This window comes from Rhizobium etli 8C-3, assembly GCF_001908375.1.
Classification (GTDB): domain Bacteria; phylum Pseudomonadota; class Alphaproteobacteria; order Rhizobiales; family Rhizobiaceae; genus Rhizobium; species Rhizobium etli_B.
This window is the reverse complement of the sequence record NZ_CP017241.1, coordinates 156,566-173,699: the sequence shown is the minus strand read 5'-3', so window position 1 is coordinate 173,699 and position 17,134 is coordinate 156,566. Positions and strand designations below refer to the sequence as shown.

Genomic DNA, 17,134 nt, shown 5'->3' with positions numbered 1-17,134 from the left:
CGGGCTTTTGACGCATTTGGGTCTGGCCGGGGCCTTGGCCTTCCTGTATGCGACCACCAAATAAGGCGACAAGTCGGTTCAAGGGCGAGGTAGAACTAGTCATGCTTATGCTTCATTTTCCTTCGAACTTGGACTAAACACTCACTCCATCGACACGTGCGGGGGAAACAGAATTTTGATGACGACGAAACAATCCAGCTTCACCTATGAGGAAATTTTGACCTGCGGCCGCGGTGAAATGTTCGGCCCGGGTAACGCGCAGCTGCCGCTGCCGCCGATGCTGATGTTCAATCGCATTACGCAGATTTCCGAAGATGGTGGACCGCATGGCAAGGGTTTCATTCGCGCCGAATTCGACATCACGCCGGACCTGTGGTTCTTCCCCTGCCACTTCATGGGCGATCCCGTGATGCCTGGCTGCCTCGGCCTCGACGCAATGTGGCAGCTGACCGGCTTCTTCCTCGGCTGGCTCGGCGAGCCTGGCAAGGGCCGGGCAATCTCTACCGGCGAGGTGAAGTTCACCGGCATGGTGACGCCGAAGACAAAGCTTGTCGAATACGGCATCGACTTCAAGCGCGTCATGCGCGGCCGTCTCGTTCTCGGCATCGCCGATGGCTGGATGAAGGCCGACGGTGAGGTCATCTACAAGGCTACCGATTTGCGCGTCGGCCTTTTCCAGGAAAAGGCTGCCTGACTGTACCGGGCGGAACGGCCTGGCATTCCAGATAGAAAAAACGAAAAGGTCGAAACACATGAGACGGGTAGTTGTCACGGGTCTGGGCGTTGTTTCCTCGATCGGCAATGATGCCGCTGAGGTCACGGCCTCGCTGCGCGATGCCAAGTCCGGCATTTCCTTCTCCAACGATTTTGCCGAGCATGGCTTCAAGTGCCAGGTCTGGGGCCGTCCCAGCCTCGATCCGACCGATCTGGTCGATCGCCGGGCAATGCGCTTTCTCTCACAAGGGGGCGCCTGGAACCATGTCGCCATGAAGCAGGCGATCGCAGATTCCGGTCTCGAGGAGTCCGTGATCAGCGGTAACGAACGCACCGGCATCATCATGGGCTCCGGCGGTCCGTCCACCCGCACGCTGATCGAAGCTGCCGAGATCACCATCAAGAACAACAGCCCGAAGCGCATCGGCCCGTTTGCCGTGCCCAAGGCGATGTCGTCCACGGCATCGGCGACACTTGCAACCTGGTTCAAGATCCACGGCGTCAACTACTCGATCTCGTCGGCCTGCTCGACTTCTGCTCACTGCATCGGCAATGCCGCGGAAATGATCCAGTGGGGCAAGCAGGACGTGATGTTCGCCGGTGGTCACGAAGACCTCGACTGGACTATGTCCAACCTCTTCGACGCCATGGGCGCGATGTCCTCAAAGTACAACGAAACACCTGAAACGGCTTCGCGAGCCTACGACGTCAACCGTGACGGCTTCGTCATCGCCGGTGGTGCCGGCGTTCTCGTTCTAGAAGAGTTGGAGCATGCCAAGGCACGCGGCGCGAAGATCTACGCCGAGATCGTCGGCTACGGCGCGACCTCCGACGGTTACGACATGGTCGCTCCTTCCGGCGAAGGCGCCGTGCGCTGCATGCGCCAGGCCCTCTCCACGGTGAAGGGTGATATCGATTATATCAATACGCACGGAACCTCGACGCCGGTGGGCGACAGCAAGGAAATCGGCGCGATCCGGGAGGTCTTCGGCGACAAGATGCCTCACATCCAGTCGACCAAGTCGCTGACGGGTCATTCGCTGGGTGCAGCCGGCGTCCAGGAGTCGATTTATTCGATCCTGATGATGCAGGAAGGCTTCATCGGTGAAAGCGCCCACATCAATGAACTCGATCCCGAATTCGATGGAGTGCCGATCGTGCGCAAGCGCATCGACAACGCCAAGATCGACATCGCCCTCTCCAACTCCTTCGGCTTCGGCGGCACCAACGCAACGCTCGTTTTCCAGCGCTACAACGGATAAGAACATGACCGCAATCATGCAGGGTAAGCGCGGGCTCATCATGGGCGTCGCCAACAACCATTCTATCGCCTGGGGTATATCAAGGGCGCTTGCAGCCCAAGGCGCCGAGCTTGCCTTCACCTATCAGGGAGAGGCGCTTGGCAAGCGGGTGAAACCACTTGCAGCAGAAGTCGGCTCGGATTTCGTCGTTCCCTGCGACGTCGAAGACATTGCCTCAGTCGACGGCGTTGTCGGTGCCCTGGAGGAGCGATGGGGCAAACTGGATTTCATCGTCCATGCCATCGGTTTTTCCGACAAGAACGAGCTGAAAGGCCTCTATGCGGATACCACGCGCGAAAACTTCAGCCGAACGATGATCATCTCCTGCTTTTCCTTTACGGAAATCGCCAGGCGCTGTGCACCGTTGATGAGCGAGGGCAGTTCGATGCTGACGCTGACTTATAACGGTTCAACGCGCGTCATTCCGAACTACAACGTCATGGGGGTCGCAAAGGCTGCCCTGGAGGCCTCCGTGCGCTATCTTGCGGCCGACTACGGGCCGCGCGGCATCCGCGTTAACGCCATATCCGCAGGACCGATCCGCACGCTGGCCGGCGCCGGTATTTCGGATGCCCGTGCAATCCTCTCCTGGAATCAGCGCAATGCTCCCCTGCGCAAGACAGTCAGCATCGATCACGTCGGCAATTCTGCCCTCTACCTGCTCTCCGATCTGTCGGCAGGCGTGACCGGCGAAATCCATTTTGTGGACGCCGGCTACAACATAACCTCGATGCCGACGCTGGATACGCTGCGCAAGGCAGATGTCGAGTAAGCGAGACGACGAACTGGCGACGCCTGTTGGCCCAGCAGCAGGAGCCGGTTTCCATCAACGGAACGGCCCGAGCAGGTATATGCTCCTTTGCCGGACAGAGTCCGCAAAGCCTTTAGTCGTCACCGCGCGAGTTCCAGTTCCGAAAGGCGCTCCTTACAGATCGCCGCGACAATCTGGCACAAGCTCAAGCAGCCAGTAATTCGAATGTGCGTCGAGACAGGCGCCTATAAGGCTTCTTGCGGGATGAGCCGGGCGTCAGTCAATGGCGATCCTGGTGTTCTGCCAGCCCTGCGAGGAACACTCAGGTTGAGGGACGGCGGACTGGCCGCCATTCTTATTTCTTCGCCCAGAGCACTTTGAAGCGCGCGTTTCGGCAGGTTTCGCCGCTTTCCTTGAAGTTTGCAGCAAGCACCGGCTCGTATGGCAAACCGCGATTGGCGACGAGCATGAGACGGCCGCCGCCGCGCAGCGCCGATGCAGCCGTCTTGATCATTGCTTGCCCGAGCGAAGGCTCCGCCGCGTGCCCTTCATGAAAGGGCGGGTTCATGACGATCAAATCGTACCTGTCCTTGACCGGTTCGGCCGCCAGATCGTGCCAGAAGAAGCGTGCCGGTGCGTTCGGGCAGTTCTCCGCAAGATTGGCCTTGGCGGCCTCCAAAGCCGCGTGGTTGGCCTCGTAGAGGTCGAGGCGATCGAGGTTCGGCGACTTCTGCGCAAGCTCGACCGAGAGATAACCCCAGCCTGCACCGAAATCGGCTGCGTCGCCGGTGAAATTTGTCGGAAGGCGCGAGGCGAGCAACTCCGAGCCGTCATCGATGCGGTCATGCGAAAACATGCCGGCTGATGCATGGAAGCGCCCGTCCACGCGCACCGGTGACTTGGCAAATTTCGATACGGCTTCGCTGACGTCCACCGGGCGCATAAACCAGAATGCAACACCGTGATATTTCGGCATGTGTCTGATATCGAAGCCGAAGCCTTCCAGATGTTTGCGCAGCGGCTGGATGCCGTCTTCCTTGCCGCCGGCAACGACGATCAGGCCGCCGGCCTTCAAGCGGGAAAGTGCTGCAGCGATATTCGCTTCGTTCTCGCCCTTGTGCTTGGTGCAGAGCACGAGCGCCGCATCATAATCTTCGCCTTCGATCTCAGGCCATACTTCGATCCGCTGCGACAGAAGCTGCCTGTAGAGCGGTCGGAAGCCCTGCACGGCGCTGAGAGACGCGGAAAAGCCCTCCGGCAGCACAAAGCCTGCTTCGGCCCCCAGGAACAGCACGCGCTCGCCCTCGCGCGGCGGATCAATGGTACCGCTCGCAAATGGATGGAGCAGGGTCTTCAACGATTCGCGGCTCATGATCTCTTCTCGATTTCATACAAAAAAGGGCGCGAGAAAATCCCGCGCCCGCGAATGGTTTAAAGGCGCGGCTTACTCAGCCGCCTCCTCCTTCTTCTTTTCGGCAGCCGGAATTTCCTGGCCAGTCGTCTGGTCGACGACCTTCATCGACAGGCGGACCTTGCCACGCTCGTCGAAACCGAGGAGCTTGACCCAGACCTTCTGTCCTTCCTTGACGACGTCCTGCGTCTTCGCAACGCGCTCGGAAGCCAGCTGCGAAATGTGGACGAGGCCATCACGGGCGCCGAAGAAGTTGACGAAAGCGCCGAAGTCGGCGGTCTTGACGACCGTGCCCTCGTAGATCTGGCCAATCTCCGGCTCGGCCACGATCGAGTGGATCCACTTGCGGGCCGCTTCGATTTCCTTGCCGGAAGACGATGCGATCTTGACGGTGCCGTCGTCTTCGATGTTGATCTTCGCGCCCGTCTTTTCGACGATCTCGCGAATGACCTTGCCGCCGGAGCCAATGACTTCACGGATCTTGTCGACCGGGATGTTCATGACTTCGATACGAGGTGCGAATTCACCGAGCTGGCCGCGGCTTTCGGAAATGGCCTTCGCCATCTCGCCGAGGATATGCAGACGGCCACCCTTGGCCTGGTTCAAGGCGATCTGCATGATCTCTTCGGTGATGCCGTGGATCTTGATATCCATCTGCAGCGAGGTGATGCCTGCTTCCGTGCCGGCAACCTTGAAGTCCATGTCGCCGAGATGGTCTTCATCGCCGAGGATGTCGGAAAGGACGGCGAAGCGCTCTTCCTCCTTGATCAGGCCCATGGCGATACCGGCGACCGGCTTTGCGAGCGGAACGCCTGCATCCATCAGTGCCAGCGAAGTACCGCACACGGTTGCCATCGAGGAGGAACCATTGGACTCGGTGATTTCCGAGACGACGCGCAGCGTATACGGGAACTGCTCGACCGACGGCAGCATCGGGTGGATGGCGCGCCATGCAAGCTTGCCATGGCCGATCTCGCGGCGGCCCGGGGAACCCATGCGGCCCGTTTCACCGACCGAGTAGGGCGGGAAGTTGTAGTGCAGCATGAAGTTTTCCTTGTACATTCCCGTCAAGGAATCGACGTACTGCTCGTCTTCGCCGGTGCCGAGCGTGGCAACGACGATCGCCTGTGTTTCACCGCGGGTGAACAGAGCCGAACCATGCGTGCGCGGCAGCAGACCGACTTCGGCGACGATCGGGCGAACGGTCTCGAGGTCGCGGCCGTCAATGCGGCTCTTGGTGTCGAGAATGTTCCAGCGAACGATCTTTGCCTGCAGGTGCTTGAAAATCGCGCCGACTTCTTCGGCTGTATACTTCGCTTCGCCTTCTTCCGGCAGGAAGTGCTCCTTTACCTTCGCCTTGACGGCATCGACAGCAGCGTAGCGATCAGCCTTCTGGATGATCTTGTAGGCTTCGCGAAGTTCGGCCTCTGCCAGGCCAAGCATTTCGTTTTCGAGGGCGGAATAGTCTTCCGGTGCAAAATCGCGAGGTTCCTTGGCGGCTACTTCAGCGAGCTTGATGATCGCTTCGAGAACCGGCTGGAAGCCCCTGTGGCCGAACATCACGGCGCCGAGCATCACGTCTTCCGGAAGCTCCTTGGCTTCGGATTCGACCATCAGGACCGCGTCATGCGTGCCGGCGACGACGAGATCGAGGCTCGATTCGTCCATCTCGTCGAGATGCGGGTTCAGGACATATTCGCCATTGATATATCCGACGCGCGCTCCGCCGACCGGCCCCATAAAGGGAACGCCGGAAAGCGTCAGGGCAGCCGAGGTCGCGATCATCGACAGGATGTCCGGGTTGTTCTCCAGGTCATGCTGCACGACAGTGACGACGACCTGCGTGTCGTTCTTGTAGCCTTCCGGGAACAGCGGACGGATCGGACGGTCGATCAGGCGGGAAACGAGGGTTTCGTTTTCGCTCGGACGGCCTTCGCGCTTGAAATAGCCGCCCGGGATCTTGCCGGCTGCGTAGGTCTTTTCCTGGTAGTTCACGGTGAGCGGAAAGAAGTCCTGGCCCGGCTTCGGCGCCTTGGCGGAAACGACGGTGGCGAGAACCACGGTTTCGCCGTAGGTCGCGAGAACGGCACCATCGGCCTGACGGGCGATCTTGCCAGTTTCGAGCTTCAGCGGGCGGCCAGCCCACTCGATTTCCACGGTATGGGTATCGAACATATGTCTTGTCCTTCGATGCGGGAGCGCGCGCCGTCGCGGAAAGCGCAGCGCACAGTCGACCGCAATTGGTGTGACGTATCATGGGCAAGACAACGGGAGGCTTTTCATTCCCGGCTTCCTGAGAAACCGGACCAAAGCCCTCCTTGAAAGACTTTGGCCGAAAGCATCCGGCAATCCTGCCCCATGACAGGTCAACGGTTGGTCTGGCAGAACCGGCCCATCCGGCTCCACCTACTTCCTCCACGCGAAGATAGGGCGCGGCGGCAGAATTTCATGGGGCCATCGGCCCCCTCAAAAGCATCCGGCGGGCGTCCATAAGGAACGCCCGCCGGAAATCATTAGCGGCGGATACCCAGGCTGGTGATCAGCTTGGTGTAGCGGCCTTCGTTCTTCTTCTTGAGATAGTCAAGAAGCGAGCGGCGGCTCGAAACCATCGTCAGCAGGCCACGGCGGGAATGGTTATCCTTCTTGTGGCCCTTGAAGTGTTCCGTCAGGTTGTTGATACGCTCGGTCAGGATCGCGACCTGAACTTCCGGAGAACCGGTGTCGCCTTCAAACGTTGCGTATTCCTTGATGAGAGCCGTCTTGCGCTCAGCTGTAATCGACATCGAATGTTCCTTTCTATGAGAGGAGATAAGGTCGCCAAAAGCCGGGATGTCGTCCAGCTTCGGCCGCGAACGCACTCAGGTCCTGCCTGATGCTGGCGCTGCCTATAAACCAAATGAGCCGCGATGGAAAGGGGCCGGCACCAGATGGCCGGTTTATCACCTGCCCGCCATCGCGTCACGGATCATCGCATCGTAGCCTTCGGGATCTTGCAGCATTGCAAAGTGGCTGGCGTCCTTCAAGATGACGAGCTTGGCACCGGGAATCTCCTTGGCCATCCTTTCGGTGTGATCGAGCTTGATCGCTTCGTCGTGGTCACCGATCGCCAGGGTAACGGGCACGGTGATCCTGCCGAGATCGGCAGCAGTCCAGGCCGGCTCACGCATCCACATCGCCGAAATCTGGTTGACGAACGCGTCATATTCGTTCGGTGTCGGCGAGAGCTTCTTGTAGGCCTCGCCCGCGGCATCGACATAGGCGCTGAAGGTCTTGTTCGTCATCACGTCAGACTTCACTCCCTCCGTCGTCACGTTGGCAGCCTGCGCGATGACACGCGTCAACTTCTCGGGATGCTTCATCGCCATGTCGATGCCGATGATGCCTCCATCGGACCAGCCGACAAGCGTGACCTTGTCGAGCTTCAGATAGTCGAGCAACGCGACATAATCGGACGTCATGAGATCATAGCCGAAAGGCTGTCCGCTGCGCGTCGAGCGTCCGTGCCCGCGGCTGTCGGCAACTATCACGAGATGGTCCTTGGCAAAATCCTCGACCTGACGTCCCCAGACTTCGGCACTGCCGAGGCCCCCATGGATGAACAGGATCGGGTCGCCCGCACCGTATTCGGCGTAATACATCTTGATGTCGTTTACAGGGGCCATGCCGCTCGTCTTGGCCGGCGGCATGGGAGGAAAGGCGGGCAATTCCGCCCAGCGCTCGGCCGACCGGGCGCTTGCAGCTGCGAAAACGGCCGAAAATAACAATGCGACTGCGACCACAACTGCGCGCATGACCTGCTCCTCAATCTGGGCGGCCTTTAACCGCAAAGAGGAGATACATAGCTCAAGGGAGATGATTGACAATTACCATCCGCAGCTGGAATTTGCGCGGTAGCCTTCCCGGAAAGACGCATTGCGCATCAAACGAAGACGCGCTTTGGGCGGAACTCTCCCTGACCGATCTCGCCGATCGCGATGAGCTTACCGCGTGCCGTCGCATAGGCTTCGGTTTCGGCAACCGGCGCATCACGGCCACGCACCAGGATGGGATTACCCATTCTCAGGCGATGTGCCTGATCGTCATTGACGGCAAGGTGTGGCAGTGAGGACAAGGCTTCGCTGGTATCGATCAGCAGGGCGTCGAGGGCGGCAAGACGCTCGTCCGTGTCATCAATTTCCTCAAGAGCGACGAGGCTTGCAAGCGGCACCATGCTGTCTTCGGCAAAAGGTGCCACGTAGGTCCGGCGTAGCCCCGAGATATGGCCGTAGCAGCCGAAATCGCGGCCGAAATCGCGAGCCAGAGCACGGACATACGTGCCCTTGCCGCACTCGACTTCGAAATGCGCGGTGTTCTCGTCCAGGCAGGCAAGCAGCGTCAGGCGGAAAATCTCGACTTCACGGGAAGGGATCTCGACCGTCTCGCCTTCGCGCGCCAGATCATATGCGCGCTCGCCGGCGATCTTGATCGCGGAAAACTGCGGCGGCACCTGGCTGATGACACCGGTGTATTTCGCAAGAAGGTTGCGGATCTGCTCTTCTGTCGGCCGCTTGCTGGAACTGCGAACCACCTCGCCTTCGAGGTCGTCGGTTGCACGCTCCTCCCCCCAGGTGACCTTGAATTCGTAGATCTTGCGGCCGTCCATGACATAGGGGACAGTCTTCGTCGCATCGCCAAGCGCAATCGGCAGCATCCCGGACGCCAGCGGATCGAGTGTGCCGGCATGGCCGCACTTCTGCGCCTTGAAGAGCCACTTGATCTTGGAGACGGCCTCCGTTGAACCAAAATCAACAGGCTTATCGAGAATCAGCCAGCCGGAAACCGGGCGGCCCTTGGGTTTGCGTGGTTTGGACATTCGCTTCTTCTGCTATTCTTCTTCAGTGTCGCCGTTAAGGTCGCGCTGGACTTCGGGCGAGCGCAACAATTCATCGATCTTCTTGTAGTTGTCGAAGCTCGTATCGTCGCGGAAACGGACCTCCGGCATATATTTCATCTGCCGAAGCTGCGGGCCGAGACGGCCGCGAATGTACTTTGCGTTGCGGTTCAGCGCATCGATGACGGCGCCGTGATCGGAAATGCCAAGCGGCGTCACGTAGGCTGTCGCGATCTTCAGGTCCGGAGACATGCGGACTTCAGAGATCGAAATGACAGTCTTTTCAATCACGTCGTCGCGCACTTCGCCACGCTGGAGGACCTGCGTGATCGCCGCACGCACTTGTTCGCCGACGCGCAGCATGCGCTGCGAAGGTGCCGAGGATGTGGGTTTCGTGGTCATTCTTCTCTGCCCAAAAAGGTTCGGGCGCCGGCCTCTGAATGATCCGGCGCCCGTCGAAAATTCAAGTCTCGCGCCGTCAGAGCGTGCGGGTGATGTGCTCGACGCGGAAGCATTCGATCGTGTCGCCCGCGCGGATATCTTCGTAATTCTCGAAGGCCATACCGCATTCCTGGCCGGAATGCACTTCCGAGACTTCGTCCTTGAAGCGCTTGAGTGTCTTGAGCTTGCCTTCGTGGATGACGACGTTGTCGCGGATGAGGCGGACGCCGACGCCACGCTCGACCTTGCCTTCGGTAACGCGGCAACCCGCCACCTTCCCGACCTTCGTGATGTTGAACACCTCGAGGATCTCGGCATTGCCGAGGAAGGTCTCGCGCCGCTCCGGAGAGAGCAGGCCCGACATCGCTGCCTTAACGTCATCCACGAGATCGTAGATGATGTTGTAGTAACGGATTTCTATGCCCTGACGCTCGGCCAGCGTACGCGCCTGCGCATTCGCACGAACGTTGAAGCCGATGATCGCAGCGCCGGATGCTTCCGCAAGGGAGATATCCGACTCGGTGATACCACCAGCCGCGGAATGAACGATCCGAGCGCGAACCTCGTCCGTTCCCAGCTTGTCGAGCGCACCGGCGATCGCCTCGATCGAGCCCTGCACGTCGCCCTTGACAACCAGCGGGAACTCCTTGACGCCGGCCGTCTGAAGCTGACTCATCATCTGTTCCAGCGAGCCGCGCTGGCCCGAATGGCGGGCAGCAGCCTTGTCGCGGGCGAGACGCTGACGGTACTCGGAAATCTCGCGGGCGCGAGCTTCGTTTTCGACAACGGCGAACCTGTCGCCCGCCTGCGGCGTGCCCGAAAGACCCAGAACCTCAACCGGAGTGGCCGGCCCCGCTTCCTTGACATGGTTGCCCTTGTCATCGACGAGAGCACGCACGCGGCCCCAGACATCGCCAGCGACGATAATCTGACCGGGACGCAGCGTGCCTTTCTGGACGAGGACAGTCGCAACGGAACCGCGACCGCGATCAAGCTGAGCTTCAATGACCGTGCCTTCCGCGGTGCGGTCGGGGTTGGCCTTCAGATCCAGGATCTCCGACTGCAGCAGGATCGCCTCGAGCAGCTTGTCGAGGTTGGTGCCGTTCTTCGCCGAAACCTCGACGTCGAGAACTTCACCGCCCATGGACTCGACGAAGACCTCATGCTGCAGAAGTTCGGTGCGAACCTTCTGGGCATTGGCCGTCGGCTTGTCGATCTTGTTGATCGCAACGATGATCGGAACGCCTGCCGCCTTGGCATGATTGATCGATTCGATCGTCTGAGGCATCACGCTGTCGTCGGCGGCGACGACGAGAACGGCAATGTCGGTCGCCTGCGCACCGCGTGCACGCATTGCCGTGAAGGCGGCGTGGCCGGGCGTGTCGATGAAGGTGATCTTCTGGCCGTTCTGTTCCACCTGATAGGCGCCGATATGCTGCGTAATGCCGCCGGCTTCGCCAGCAACCACGTTGGCATGGCGGATGGCGTCGAGCAGCGAGGTTTTGCCGTGGTCGACGTGACCCATGATGGTGACGACCGGCGGACGCGAAACTTGTTCGCCGCCTTCATCCGTCACATTGAAGATCCCGAGTTCGACGTCCGATTCAGACACACGCTTGACGGTATGACCGAATTCGCCGGCGATGAGTTCTGCCAGATCGGCGTCGATGACGTCGCCTGGCTTCATCATCTGGCCTTCCTTCATCAGGAACTTGATGACGTCGACGGCGCGTTCCGACATGCGCTGCGACAGTTCCTGGATGGTGATGGTTTCCGGCAGAATGACTTCGCGGGAAATCTTCTCGCGCGTTTCCTGCATCTGGCTGCGGCGGAACTTCTCCTGGCGGCGACGCATGGCGGAAAGCGAACGGCCGCGCGCATTGCCGTCGTCATCGACATTTGCCGTCGTGATCGTCAGCTTGCCGCGGCGACGCTCCTCTTCGGTCTTCGGTCGCGTCGTCACCGGCTTTGCCGGTTCCGGACGAACGACCCTGCCACGGGCAGGAGCCCCACGAGGAGATCCGCGTTCTTCCTCCTCACCTTCCGGACGACGGCCGCGGACCACGGCGGCAACCCCAGCTGGAGCCGGACGTGGAGACGTCGGCGCCGAAGTCTCGGGACGGCGCACGGCCGGCGCCGGGCGCGGAGCTTCCGCCTCAACCTCGACTGCTTCGGGCGCAGGAGCCTCCTCGACCGGCGCAGAAGGACGGGCGGCCTCTTCGGCTGCACGCCGGGCCGCTTCGGCTGCTTCCGCTTCACGGCGGGCGGCTTCTTCGGCTGCACGGCGCTTTTCTTCTTCAGCCCGGCGGACTGCATCTTCTGCATCACGGACCTGGGCCAGCGCTAGCGCGCGCCGTCGGGCGTCCATTTCCTCAGGCGAAAGATGGTTGAGGACAACCGGACGCGGGCGATCCTGCTGGCGAGGAGCCTGCGAAGCCTGCTGCTGAGGGCGCGGCGGCTGGCCGCCGCCAGGCGGTTGGATGCGAGGCGCAGGCGCCTGCGTTGCGACCGGAGCGGATTCTGGCGCGCGGGTTACTGGAGCCGGCGTGGTCGGGCGATCGTCTTCGGGGCGCATCGGGCGCCGCTTGCGGGTCTCGACAACGACCGCCTTGGTGCGACCACGGCCCATATCCTGGCGCACGGTGCCCTGGCTTATCCCCGATGGCTTCAGGGTAAGCGTCTTCTTTGCTCCAAGCGTCTTGTCGTCATTGCTATCTGTCATTCGTTCCCGTTCCTTCGGACAGGGAGCGATGACGTCATCAAACCCTATCGTTCAAATATTTTTCGATCAATGATGGGCCGGCCGGTGCCGGTCGCCGCATCATTGTTTTTGCTGGCCAGCGCCGCCTAGTGCCCGGGATTGACCGCCGCTGCGGTACCTTTCGAGCATCTTTGCGCGCTTCACTACACCCTCACCTGCCTGCCCTGCAAGCACTGCGGCATGGATAAAAGCATTCTGGCCCATCACGCCTTCCATTTCGCTCTCCGAGAAGAGACGAAAAGAAGGTATTTTCTCCTCGGTTTCCATTCCGAGGTGCCAGGCCTTGCGAGCCTGGTCGATTTTTCTAACACCATCGTCCGCCGCATCCGTCGAATGAAACACGGCGATTGCTGCTCCGCTTCTGACTGCGGCATCCACTTTCGAGGAGCCGCTGACGAACTGACCCGCCTTACGCGCCATGTTCATCATCTGCATCAGCTGCTGTGTAAGCAGCCGGTCGACGGTTTCACCGAGATCGGCTGCCGCCTTCACATCGGTCTTCAATGCGCGGGCGAAAGACTTCTTCGCCACAGCCTTGTCGACCGATGCGCGATCGAGCTTGACCCAGCAGCCGCGCCCCGGAAGCTGACGCTTCAGGTCGGCGATCACCGTCCCGTCAGGCGCTGCCACGAAGCGGATCAACTCATCCGGCGATCCGCTTTCACGCGTCACGATGCACATGCGGCTGTTCACGTCATAACCTGCAAGATCATCGTCCTCAGGAGAAGCGTGCAGCTCCGCGATCATTATGCTTCCTGCTCGGCAGCGTTGGCTTCGACAACTTCAGCGTCCTTGGCAAGATCCTCCTCGGTAATCCAGCCGGCGGCAAGGCGTGCCTGGACGACCATCTGCTCGGCCTCGACACGCGAAACGTCGAACTTCGAGAAGAGGCCCTCGAACTTCTTGGTTTCGCCGTTCTTGCGTTCTGACCAGCCGACGAGATCGTCCGCCGCGCAGCCTGCGAAATCTTCCAGCGTCTTGATGCCGTCCTCGCCAAGCGCAACCATCATCTGGGCGGTCATACCGTCGATCTGACGCAGTTCGTCGGAAACCCCGAGCGCCTTGCGCTTCTCGTCCATCTCCGCTTCGAGCTTCTCGAGATATTCGCGAGCACGCTGCTGGATTTCCTGCGCCGTCTCTTCATCGAAGCCGTCGATCGAGGAAATTTCGTCGAGGTCGACATAGGCGAGTTCTTCAACGGCGGCAAAGCCTTCGGAAGCCAGAACCTGGCCGACCATTTCGTCAACGTCGAGCGCATCCATGAAGAGGTTGGTGCGTTCGTTGAATTCCTTCTGACGGCGCTCGGATTCTTCGGCTTCCGTCATGATGTCGATGTCCCAGCCGGTCAGCTGCGAGGCGAGGCGCACGTTCTGACCGCGACGGCCGATGGCCAGCGAAAGCTGCTCGTCGGGAACCACGACTTCAATGCGTTCTGCATCTTCGTCGAGAACGACCTTGGCGACTTCAGCCGGCTGCAACGCGTTGACGACGAAGGTCGCCGGATCCTGCGACCAGGGAATGATGTCGATCTTTTCGCCCTGAAGCTCACCAACGACGGCCTGGACGCGCGAACCGCGCATGCCGACGCAGGCACCGACCGGATCGATCGAGCTATCGTTCGAGATGACAGCGATCTTGGCACGCGAACCCGGATCGCGGGCGACCGAGCGGACCTGGATGATGCCGTCGTAGATCTCCGGCACTTCCATGGTGAAGAGCTTGACCATGAACTGAGGATGCGTGCGCGACAGGAAAATCTGCGGACCGCGCTGTTCGCGGCGCACGTCATAGACATATGCGCGAACGCGGTCGCCGTAGCGGACGTTTTCGCGCGGGATCATTTCGTCACGGCGGATGATTCCTTCGCCACGGCCGAGATCGACGATGACGTTGCCGTATTCGACGCGCTTGACGGTACCGTTGACAATTTCGCCGACGCGATCCTTGAACTCGTCGAACTGCCGGTCACGCTCGGCTTCGCGAACCTTCTGGACGATGACCTGCTTGGCCGACTGGGCGGCAATACGGCCGAAATCCATCGGCGGCAGCGGATCAGCGATGAAGTCGCCAAGCGCTGCGTCCGGGTTGCGGTCGCGGGCCAGCTCCAACGGGATCTGCGTGGAGTAGTCTTCAGCCTTGTCGACGACTTCAAGCAGGCGCTGCAGGCGAATTTCGCCGGTCTTCGGATTGATATCGGCGCGGATGTTCGATTCCGTGCCATAACGGGAGCGCGCCGCCTTCTGAATCGCATCCGCCATCGCGGCGAGCACGATTTCGCGGTCGATGACCTTTTCGCGCGCCACTGCATCTGCGATCTGCAGAAGTTCGAGCCGGTTCGCACTAACTGCCATTGTCTTATCTCTCCGTCCTGGCCCTTAGGGTTCCCTTCCCTGGAGCCGTAGTTGATCGGTTATTCTTCGTCTTCCGCCTCGTTCTGGTTCGCTGCCTGCGCTTTCGCGGCCTTATCGGCGCGCAGCGCATCGCGAATCAGATCGTCGGTCAGAATGAGCTTCGCATCGCTGAGCGCCGTGAAGGGAATGGTGACCTTCTGCTCTTCGCCATCGGCAACCTGGTCACGTTCGAGGGTGAAACCATCCGCGTCCGCTTCGATGATCTTTCCGCGAAAGCGCTTGCGGTTGCCGATCATGATCGACGTTTCGCACTTCACAAGGTGCCCTTGCCAACGGCTGAAATCGGATTTCCGAACCAAAGGCCGGTCGATACCGGGCGAGGACACTTCCAGATGATACTCCCGATCGATCGGATCTTCCACATCAAGAACCGGAGAAATGGCCATCGAGACCTCTTCGCAGTCTTCGACGCTCATCGCACCATCGTTACGCTCTGCCATGATCTGCAGCGTAGCGCCGTTCTGGTTGAGCATGCGCACGCGGGTCAGGCGGAAGCCCATGCCGACGAGCACGGGTTCGATGATGTCGGCAAGGCGCTGGTCAAGCCCAGTTTCGGTAATCAGCCGCGGCTCAAGTTCATTGTCTGCGTTCGTCGGATCCGACAAGCGATGCGCTCCTTGCAATTTTCATGCATCCAGGCGATCGCGCTAATAAAAAAGAGCGGGTCCTTGCGGCCCACTCTTCATCGCACGATCAAGAATTTGAGTGGCATATAGGCCGGTTTTTACGAAATTGCAAGCTCTCGGCTCAAATGCGCCGCCGCAGGCCAATCGCGCCTAGCCACGGTCGAGCTTCCTCATATATTGGAGCCGAGGAAGAATTTAGCAAGCGGAGGAATCGTGCCATCCAATTCGTCAACGCTGGCGCCGCTGAAGCATGAAACCTACCGCACAATCTGGTTTGCAAGCCTGGCCTCGAATTTCGGCGGGTTGATCCAGGCGGTAGGGGCCGCGTGGATGATGACGACACTTACCGCTTCCGAGGACATGGTGGCGCTGGTCCAGACCTCGACAGCGCTTCCCATAATGCTGTTTTCGCTCATCTCAGGCGCGCTCGCCGACAATTTCGACCGGCGGCAGGTGATGCTGACGGCGCAATTCCTCATGCTTGCCGTCTCGACGATCCTCACCGCCTGCGCCCTGCTCGGCTGGATCACGCCCTGGCTGCTCCTGTTCTTCACCTTCCTGATCGGCTGCGGCACCGCCCTCAACAACCCCTCCTGGCAGGCCTCCGTCGGCGATATGGTGCCGCGGGCAGACCTGCCGAATGCGGTGACGCTGAACAGCATGGGGTTCAACATGACCCGGAGCGTTGGACCCGCCATCGGCGGCGTCATTGTCGCGACGGCGGGTGCTGCTGCTGCCTTTATGGTGAATACGGTCAGTTATTTTGCGCTCATCTACGCACTCACGCGCTGGAAGCCATCGCTGCCCGCTTCCAGCCTGCCGCGCGAAAGCCTCGGGAGCGCGATCTCCGCCGGCCTTCGATATGTCTCGATGTCGCCCAACCTTGAAAAGGTGCTCATCCGCGGCCTGATCTTCGGCGTGGGCGCAAGCTCGGTGCTCGCTCTTCTGCCGATCGTCGCAATCGATCTCGTCGCCGGCGGGCCGCTGACCTACGGCTTCATGCTCGGCTCCTTCGGCATCGGCGCGATCGGCGGCGGGGCGCTCAACGCGCGGCTGCGCGAGATGTTCAGCAGCGAGACCATCATCCGCTACGCCTTTGGCGGTTTTGCCATCAGCATGGTGATCGCCGCGTCGAGCCCGTTTGCCGTGCTCACCTCGGCGGGGCTGCTCGTTTCGGGCGCGTGCTGGGTACTTGCGCTTTCATTGTTCAACACGATCGTGCAGCTTTCGACGCCGCGCTGGGTCGTCGGCCGGGCGCTGTCGCTTTATCAGACGGTCACCTTCGGCGGCATTGCCGGTGGCAGCTGGCTCTGGGGTGTGGCCGCCGATCGCTTCGGCGTTTCGAATGCGCTTTATGGCTCAGCCGCGGTGATGCTGGTTGGCATCGTTGTCGGTTTTCGCCTCTCGATGCCGGCCTTTGCCTCGCTCAATCTCGACCCGCTCAACCGCTTCATCGAGCCCGCACTCGGGCTCGATATCACGCCCCGCAGCGGGCCGATCGTCATTCAGGTCGATTATCAGATCGGCGACAGCGACCTTCCCGAATTCCTGACGCTGATGGGGGAACGGCGGCGCATCCGCATCCGCGACGGCGCACGCAACTGGGCGCTGATGCGCGACCTCGAAAATCCCGGTACCTGGACCGAAACCTACCACACGCCGACCTGGGTCGAGTACATCCGCCACAATCAGCGCCGCACACAGGCCGATGCGGAAAACGCCGATCGCCTGCGCGCCCTCCACGGCGGCACGGCAGCGCCGCATGTTCACCGCATGATCGAGCGACAGACCATCCCCCCATCCGACGACGTGTTTCACAAGGCGCCGATCGATCTTCACCACTGAGGC

Annotated in this window: 14 protein-coding genes; 4 read left to right on the top strand and 10 right to left on the bottom strand. The window is 60.6% G+C overall.

Features of this window, described 5'->3' with window-relative positions; translation table 11 throughout:
* The first annotated feature begins 178 nt into the window (after positions 1-178).
* From fabA to fabI, 3 genes are read left to right on the top strand one after another with little or no spacing between them, the layout of a single operon-like run.
* Positions 179-694, top strand: coding sequence for a 3-hydroxyacyl-[acyl-carrier-protein] dehydratase FabA (gene fabA, locus AM571_RS00835; RefSeq protein WP_027510463.1), 516 nt, complete (start codon positions 179-181; stop codon positions 692-694).
* Between the two features lie 58 nt (positions 695-752).
* Complete coding sequence (gene fabB, locus AM571_RS00830) at positions 753-1,976, top strand: beta-ketoacyl-ACP synthase I (protein WP_074059764.1); 1,224 nt, start codon at positions 753-755, stop codon at positions 1,974-1,976.
* A gap of 4 nt (positions 1,977-1,980) precedes the next feature.
* Positions 1,981-2,787 carry an enoyl-ACP reductase FabI gene (gene fabI, locus AM571_RS00825; RefSeq protein ID WP_074059763.1) on the top strand — a complete coding sequence of 269 codons (807 nt, stop codon included), beginning with the start codon at positions 1,981-1,983 and terminating at the stop codon, positions 2,785-2,787.
* Positions 2,788-3,121: 334 nt separating this feature from the next.
* On the opposite strand, the gene AM571_RS00820 is transcribed toward fabI, so the two are convergent.
* The 10 genes from AM571_RS00820 to rimP all read right to left on the bottom strand — a co-directional run bounded on the left by AM571_RS00820 (position 3,122) and on the right by rimP (position 15,265).
* Entirely contained in the window at positions 3,122-4,138 is a 1,017-nt protein-coding gene (locus tag AM571_RS00820) for a class I SAM-dependent methyltransferase (RefSeq protein WP_074059762.1), read from the bottom strand.
* A 72-nt stretch (positions 4,139-4,210) separates the two neighbouring features.
* Positions 4,211-6,352: a polyribonucleotide nucleotidyltransferase gene (gene pnp / locus AM571_RS00815; protein ID WP_074059761.1), complete on the bottom strand. Its 2,142-nt coding sequence runs from the start codon at positions 6,350-6,352 to the stop codon at positions 4,211-4,213.
* 338 nt (positions 6,353-6,690) lie between these two features.
* Positions 6,691-6,960: a 30S ribosomal protein S15 gene (rpsO, locus tag AM571_RS00810; RefSeq protein ID WP_026283114.1), complete on the bottom strand. Its 270-nt coding sequence runs from the start codon at positions 6,958-6,960 to the stop codon at positions 6,691-6,693.
* A gap of 156 nt (positions 6,961-7,116) precedes the next feature.
* On the bottom strand, positions 7,117-7,968 hold the full coding sequence (locus AM571_RS00805) for an alpha/beta fold hydrolase (protein ID WP_074059760.1): 852 nt from the start codon (positions 7,966-7,968) through the stop codon (positions 7,117-7,119).
* A 128-nt stretch (positions 7,969-8,096) separates the two neighbouring features.
* A complete protein-coding gene (gene truB, locus AM571_RS00800) occupies positions 8,097-9,029 on the bottom strand; it encodes a tRNA pseudouridine(55) synthase TruB (RefSeq protein ID WP_074059759.1) in 933 nt (310 codons plus the stop codon).
* Positions 9,030-9,041: 12 nt separating this feature from the next.
* A complete protein-coding gene (gene rbfA / locus AM571_RS00795) occupies positions 9,042-9,449 on the bottom strand; it encodes a 30S ribosome-binding factor RbfA (RefSeq protein WP_074059758.1) in 408 nt (135 codons plus the stop codon).
* A 76-nt stretch (positions 9,450-9,525) separates the two neighbouring features.
* The gene (gene infB / locus AM571_RS00790; RefSeq protein WP_074059757.1) at positions 9,526-12,210 is read right to left on the bottom strand and encodes a translation initiation factor IF-2; all 2,685 of its coding nucleotides are present in this window, start codon (positions 12,208-12,210) and stop codon (positions 9,526-9,528) included.
* Between the two features lie 99 nt (positions 12,211-12,309).
* A complete protein-coding gene (locus AM571_RS00785; protein ID WP_074059756.1) occupies positions 12,310-12,996 on the bottom strand; it encodes an RNA-binding protein in 687 nt (228 codons plus the stop codon).
* Positions 12,996-14,600: a transcription termination factor NusA gene (nusA, locus tag AM571_RS00780; RefSeq protein WP_074059755.1), complete on the bottom strand. Its 1,605-nt coding sequence runs from the start codon at positions 14,598-14,600 to the stop codon at positions 12,996-12,998. The genes AM571_RS00785 and nusA overlap by 1 nt, the downstream gene beginning before the upstream one ends.
* Before the next feature lie 59 nt (positions 14,601-14,659).
* Entirely contained in the window at positions 14,660-15,265 is a 606-nt protein-coding gene (rimP, locus tag AM571_RS00775) for a ribosome maturation factor RimP (RefSeq protein WP_074059754.1), read from the bottom strand.
* A 234-nt stretch (positions 15,266-15,499) separates the two neighbouring features.
* Here rimP and AM571_RS00770 point away from each other — a divergent pair, with 234 nt between their 5' ends.
* The gene (locus AM571_RS00770; protein WP_074059753.1) at positions 15,500-17,131 is read left to right on the top strand and encodes an MFS transporter; all 1,632 of its coding nucleotides are present in this window, start codon (positions 15,500-15,502) and stop codon (positions 17,129-17,131) included.
* Positions 17,132-17,134: the final 3 nt, after the last annotated feature.

Coding starts and splice junctions, on each gene's coding strand:
- fabA (WP_027510463.1), top strand. CDS start 179: ATGACGACGAAACAATCCAGCTTCACCTATGAGGAAATTTTGACCTGC.
- fabB (WP_074059764.1), top strand. CDS start 753: ATGAGACGGGTAGTTGTCACGGGTCTGGGCGTTGTTTCCTCGATCGGC.
- fabI (WP_074059763.1), top strand. CDS start 1,981: ATGACCGCAATCATGCAGGGTAAGCGCGGGCTCATCATGGGCGTCGCC.
- AM571_RS00820 (WP_074059762.1), bottom strand. CDS start 4,138: ATGAGCCGCGAATCGTTGAAGACCCTGCTCCATCCATTTGCGAGCGGT.
- pnp (WP_074059761.1), bottom strand. CDS start 6,352: ATGTTCGATACCCATACCGTGGAAATCGAGTGGGCTGGCCGCCCGCTG.
- rpsO (WP_026283114.1), bottom strand. CDS start 6,960: ATGTCGATTACAGCTGAGCGCAAGACGGCTCTCATCAAGGAATACGCA.
- AM571_RS00805 (WP_074059760.1), bottom strand. CDS start 7,968: ATGCGCGCAGTTGTGGTCGCAGTCGCATTGTTATTTTCGGCCGTTTTC.
- truB (WP_074059759.1), bottom strand. CDS start 9,029: ATGTCCAAACCACGCAAACCCAAGGGCCGCCCGGTTTCCGGCTGGCTG.
- rbfA (WP_074059758.1), bottom strand. CDS start 9,449: ATGACCACGAAACCCACATCCTCGGCACCTTCGCAGCGCATGCTGCGC.
- infB (WP_074059757.1), bottom strand. CDS start 12,210: ATGACAGATAGCAATGACGACAAGACGCTTGGAGCAAAGAAGACGCTT.
- AM571_RS00785 (WP_074059756.1), bottom strand. CDS start 12,996: ATGATCGCGGAGCTGCACGCTTCTCCTGAGGACGATGATCTTGCAGGT.
- nusA (WP_074059755.1), bottom strand. CDS start 14,600: ATGGCAGTTAGTGCGAACCGGCTCGAACTTCTGCAGATCGCAGATGCA.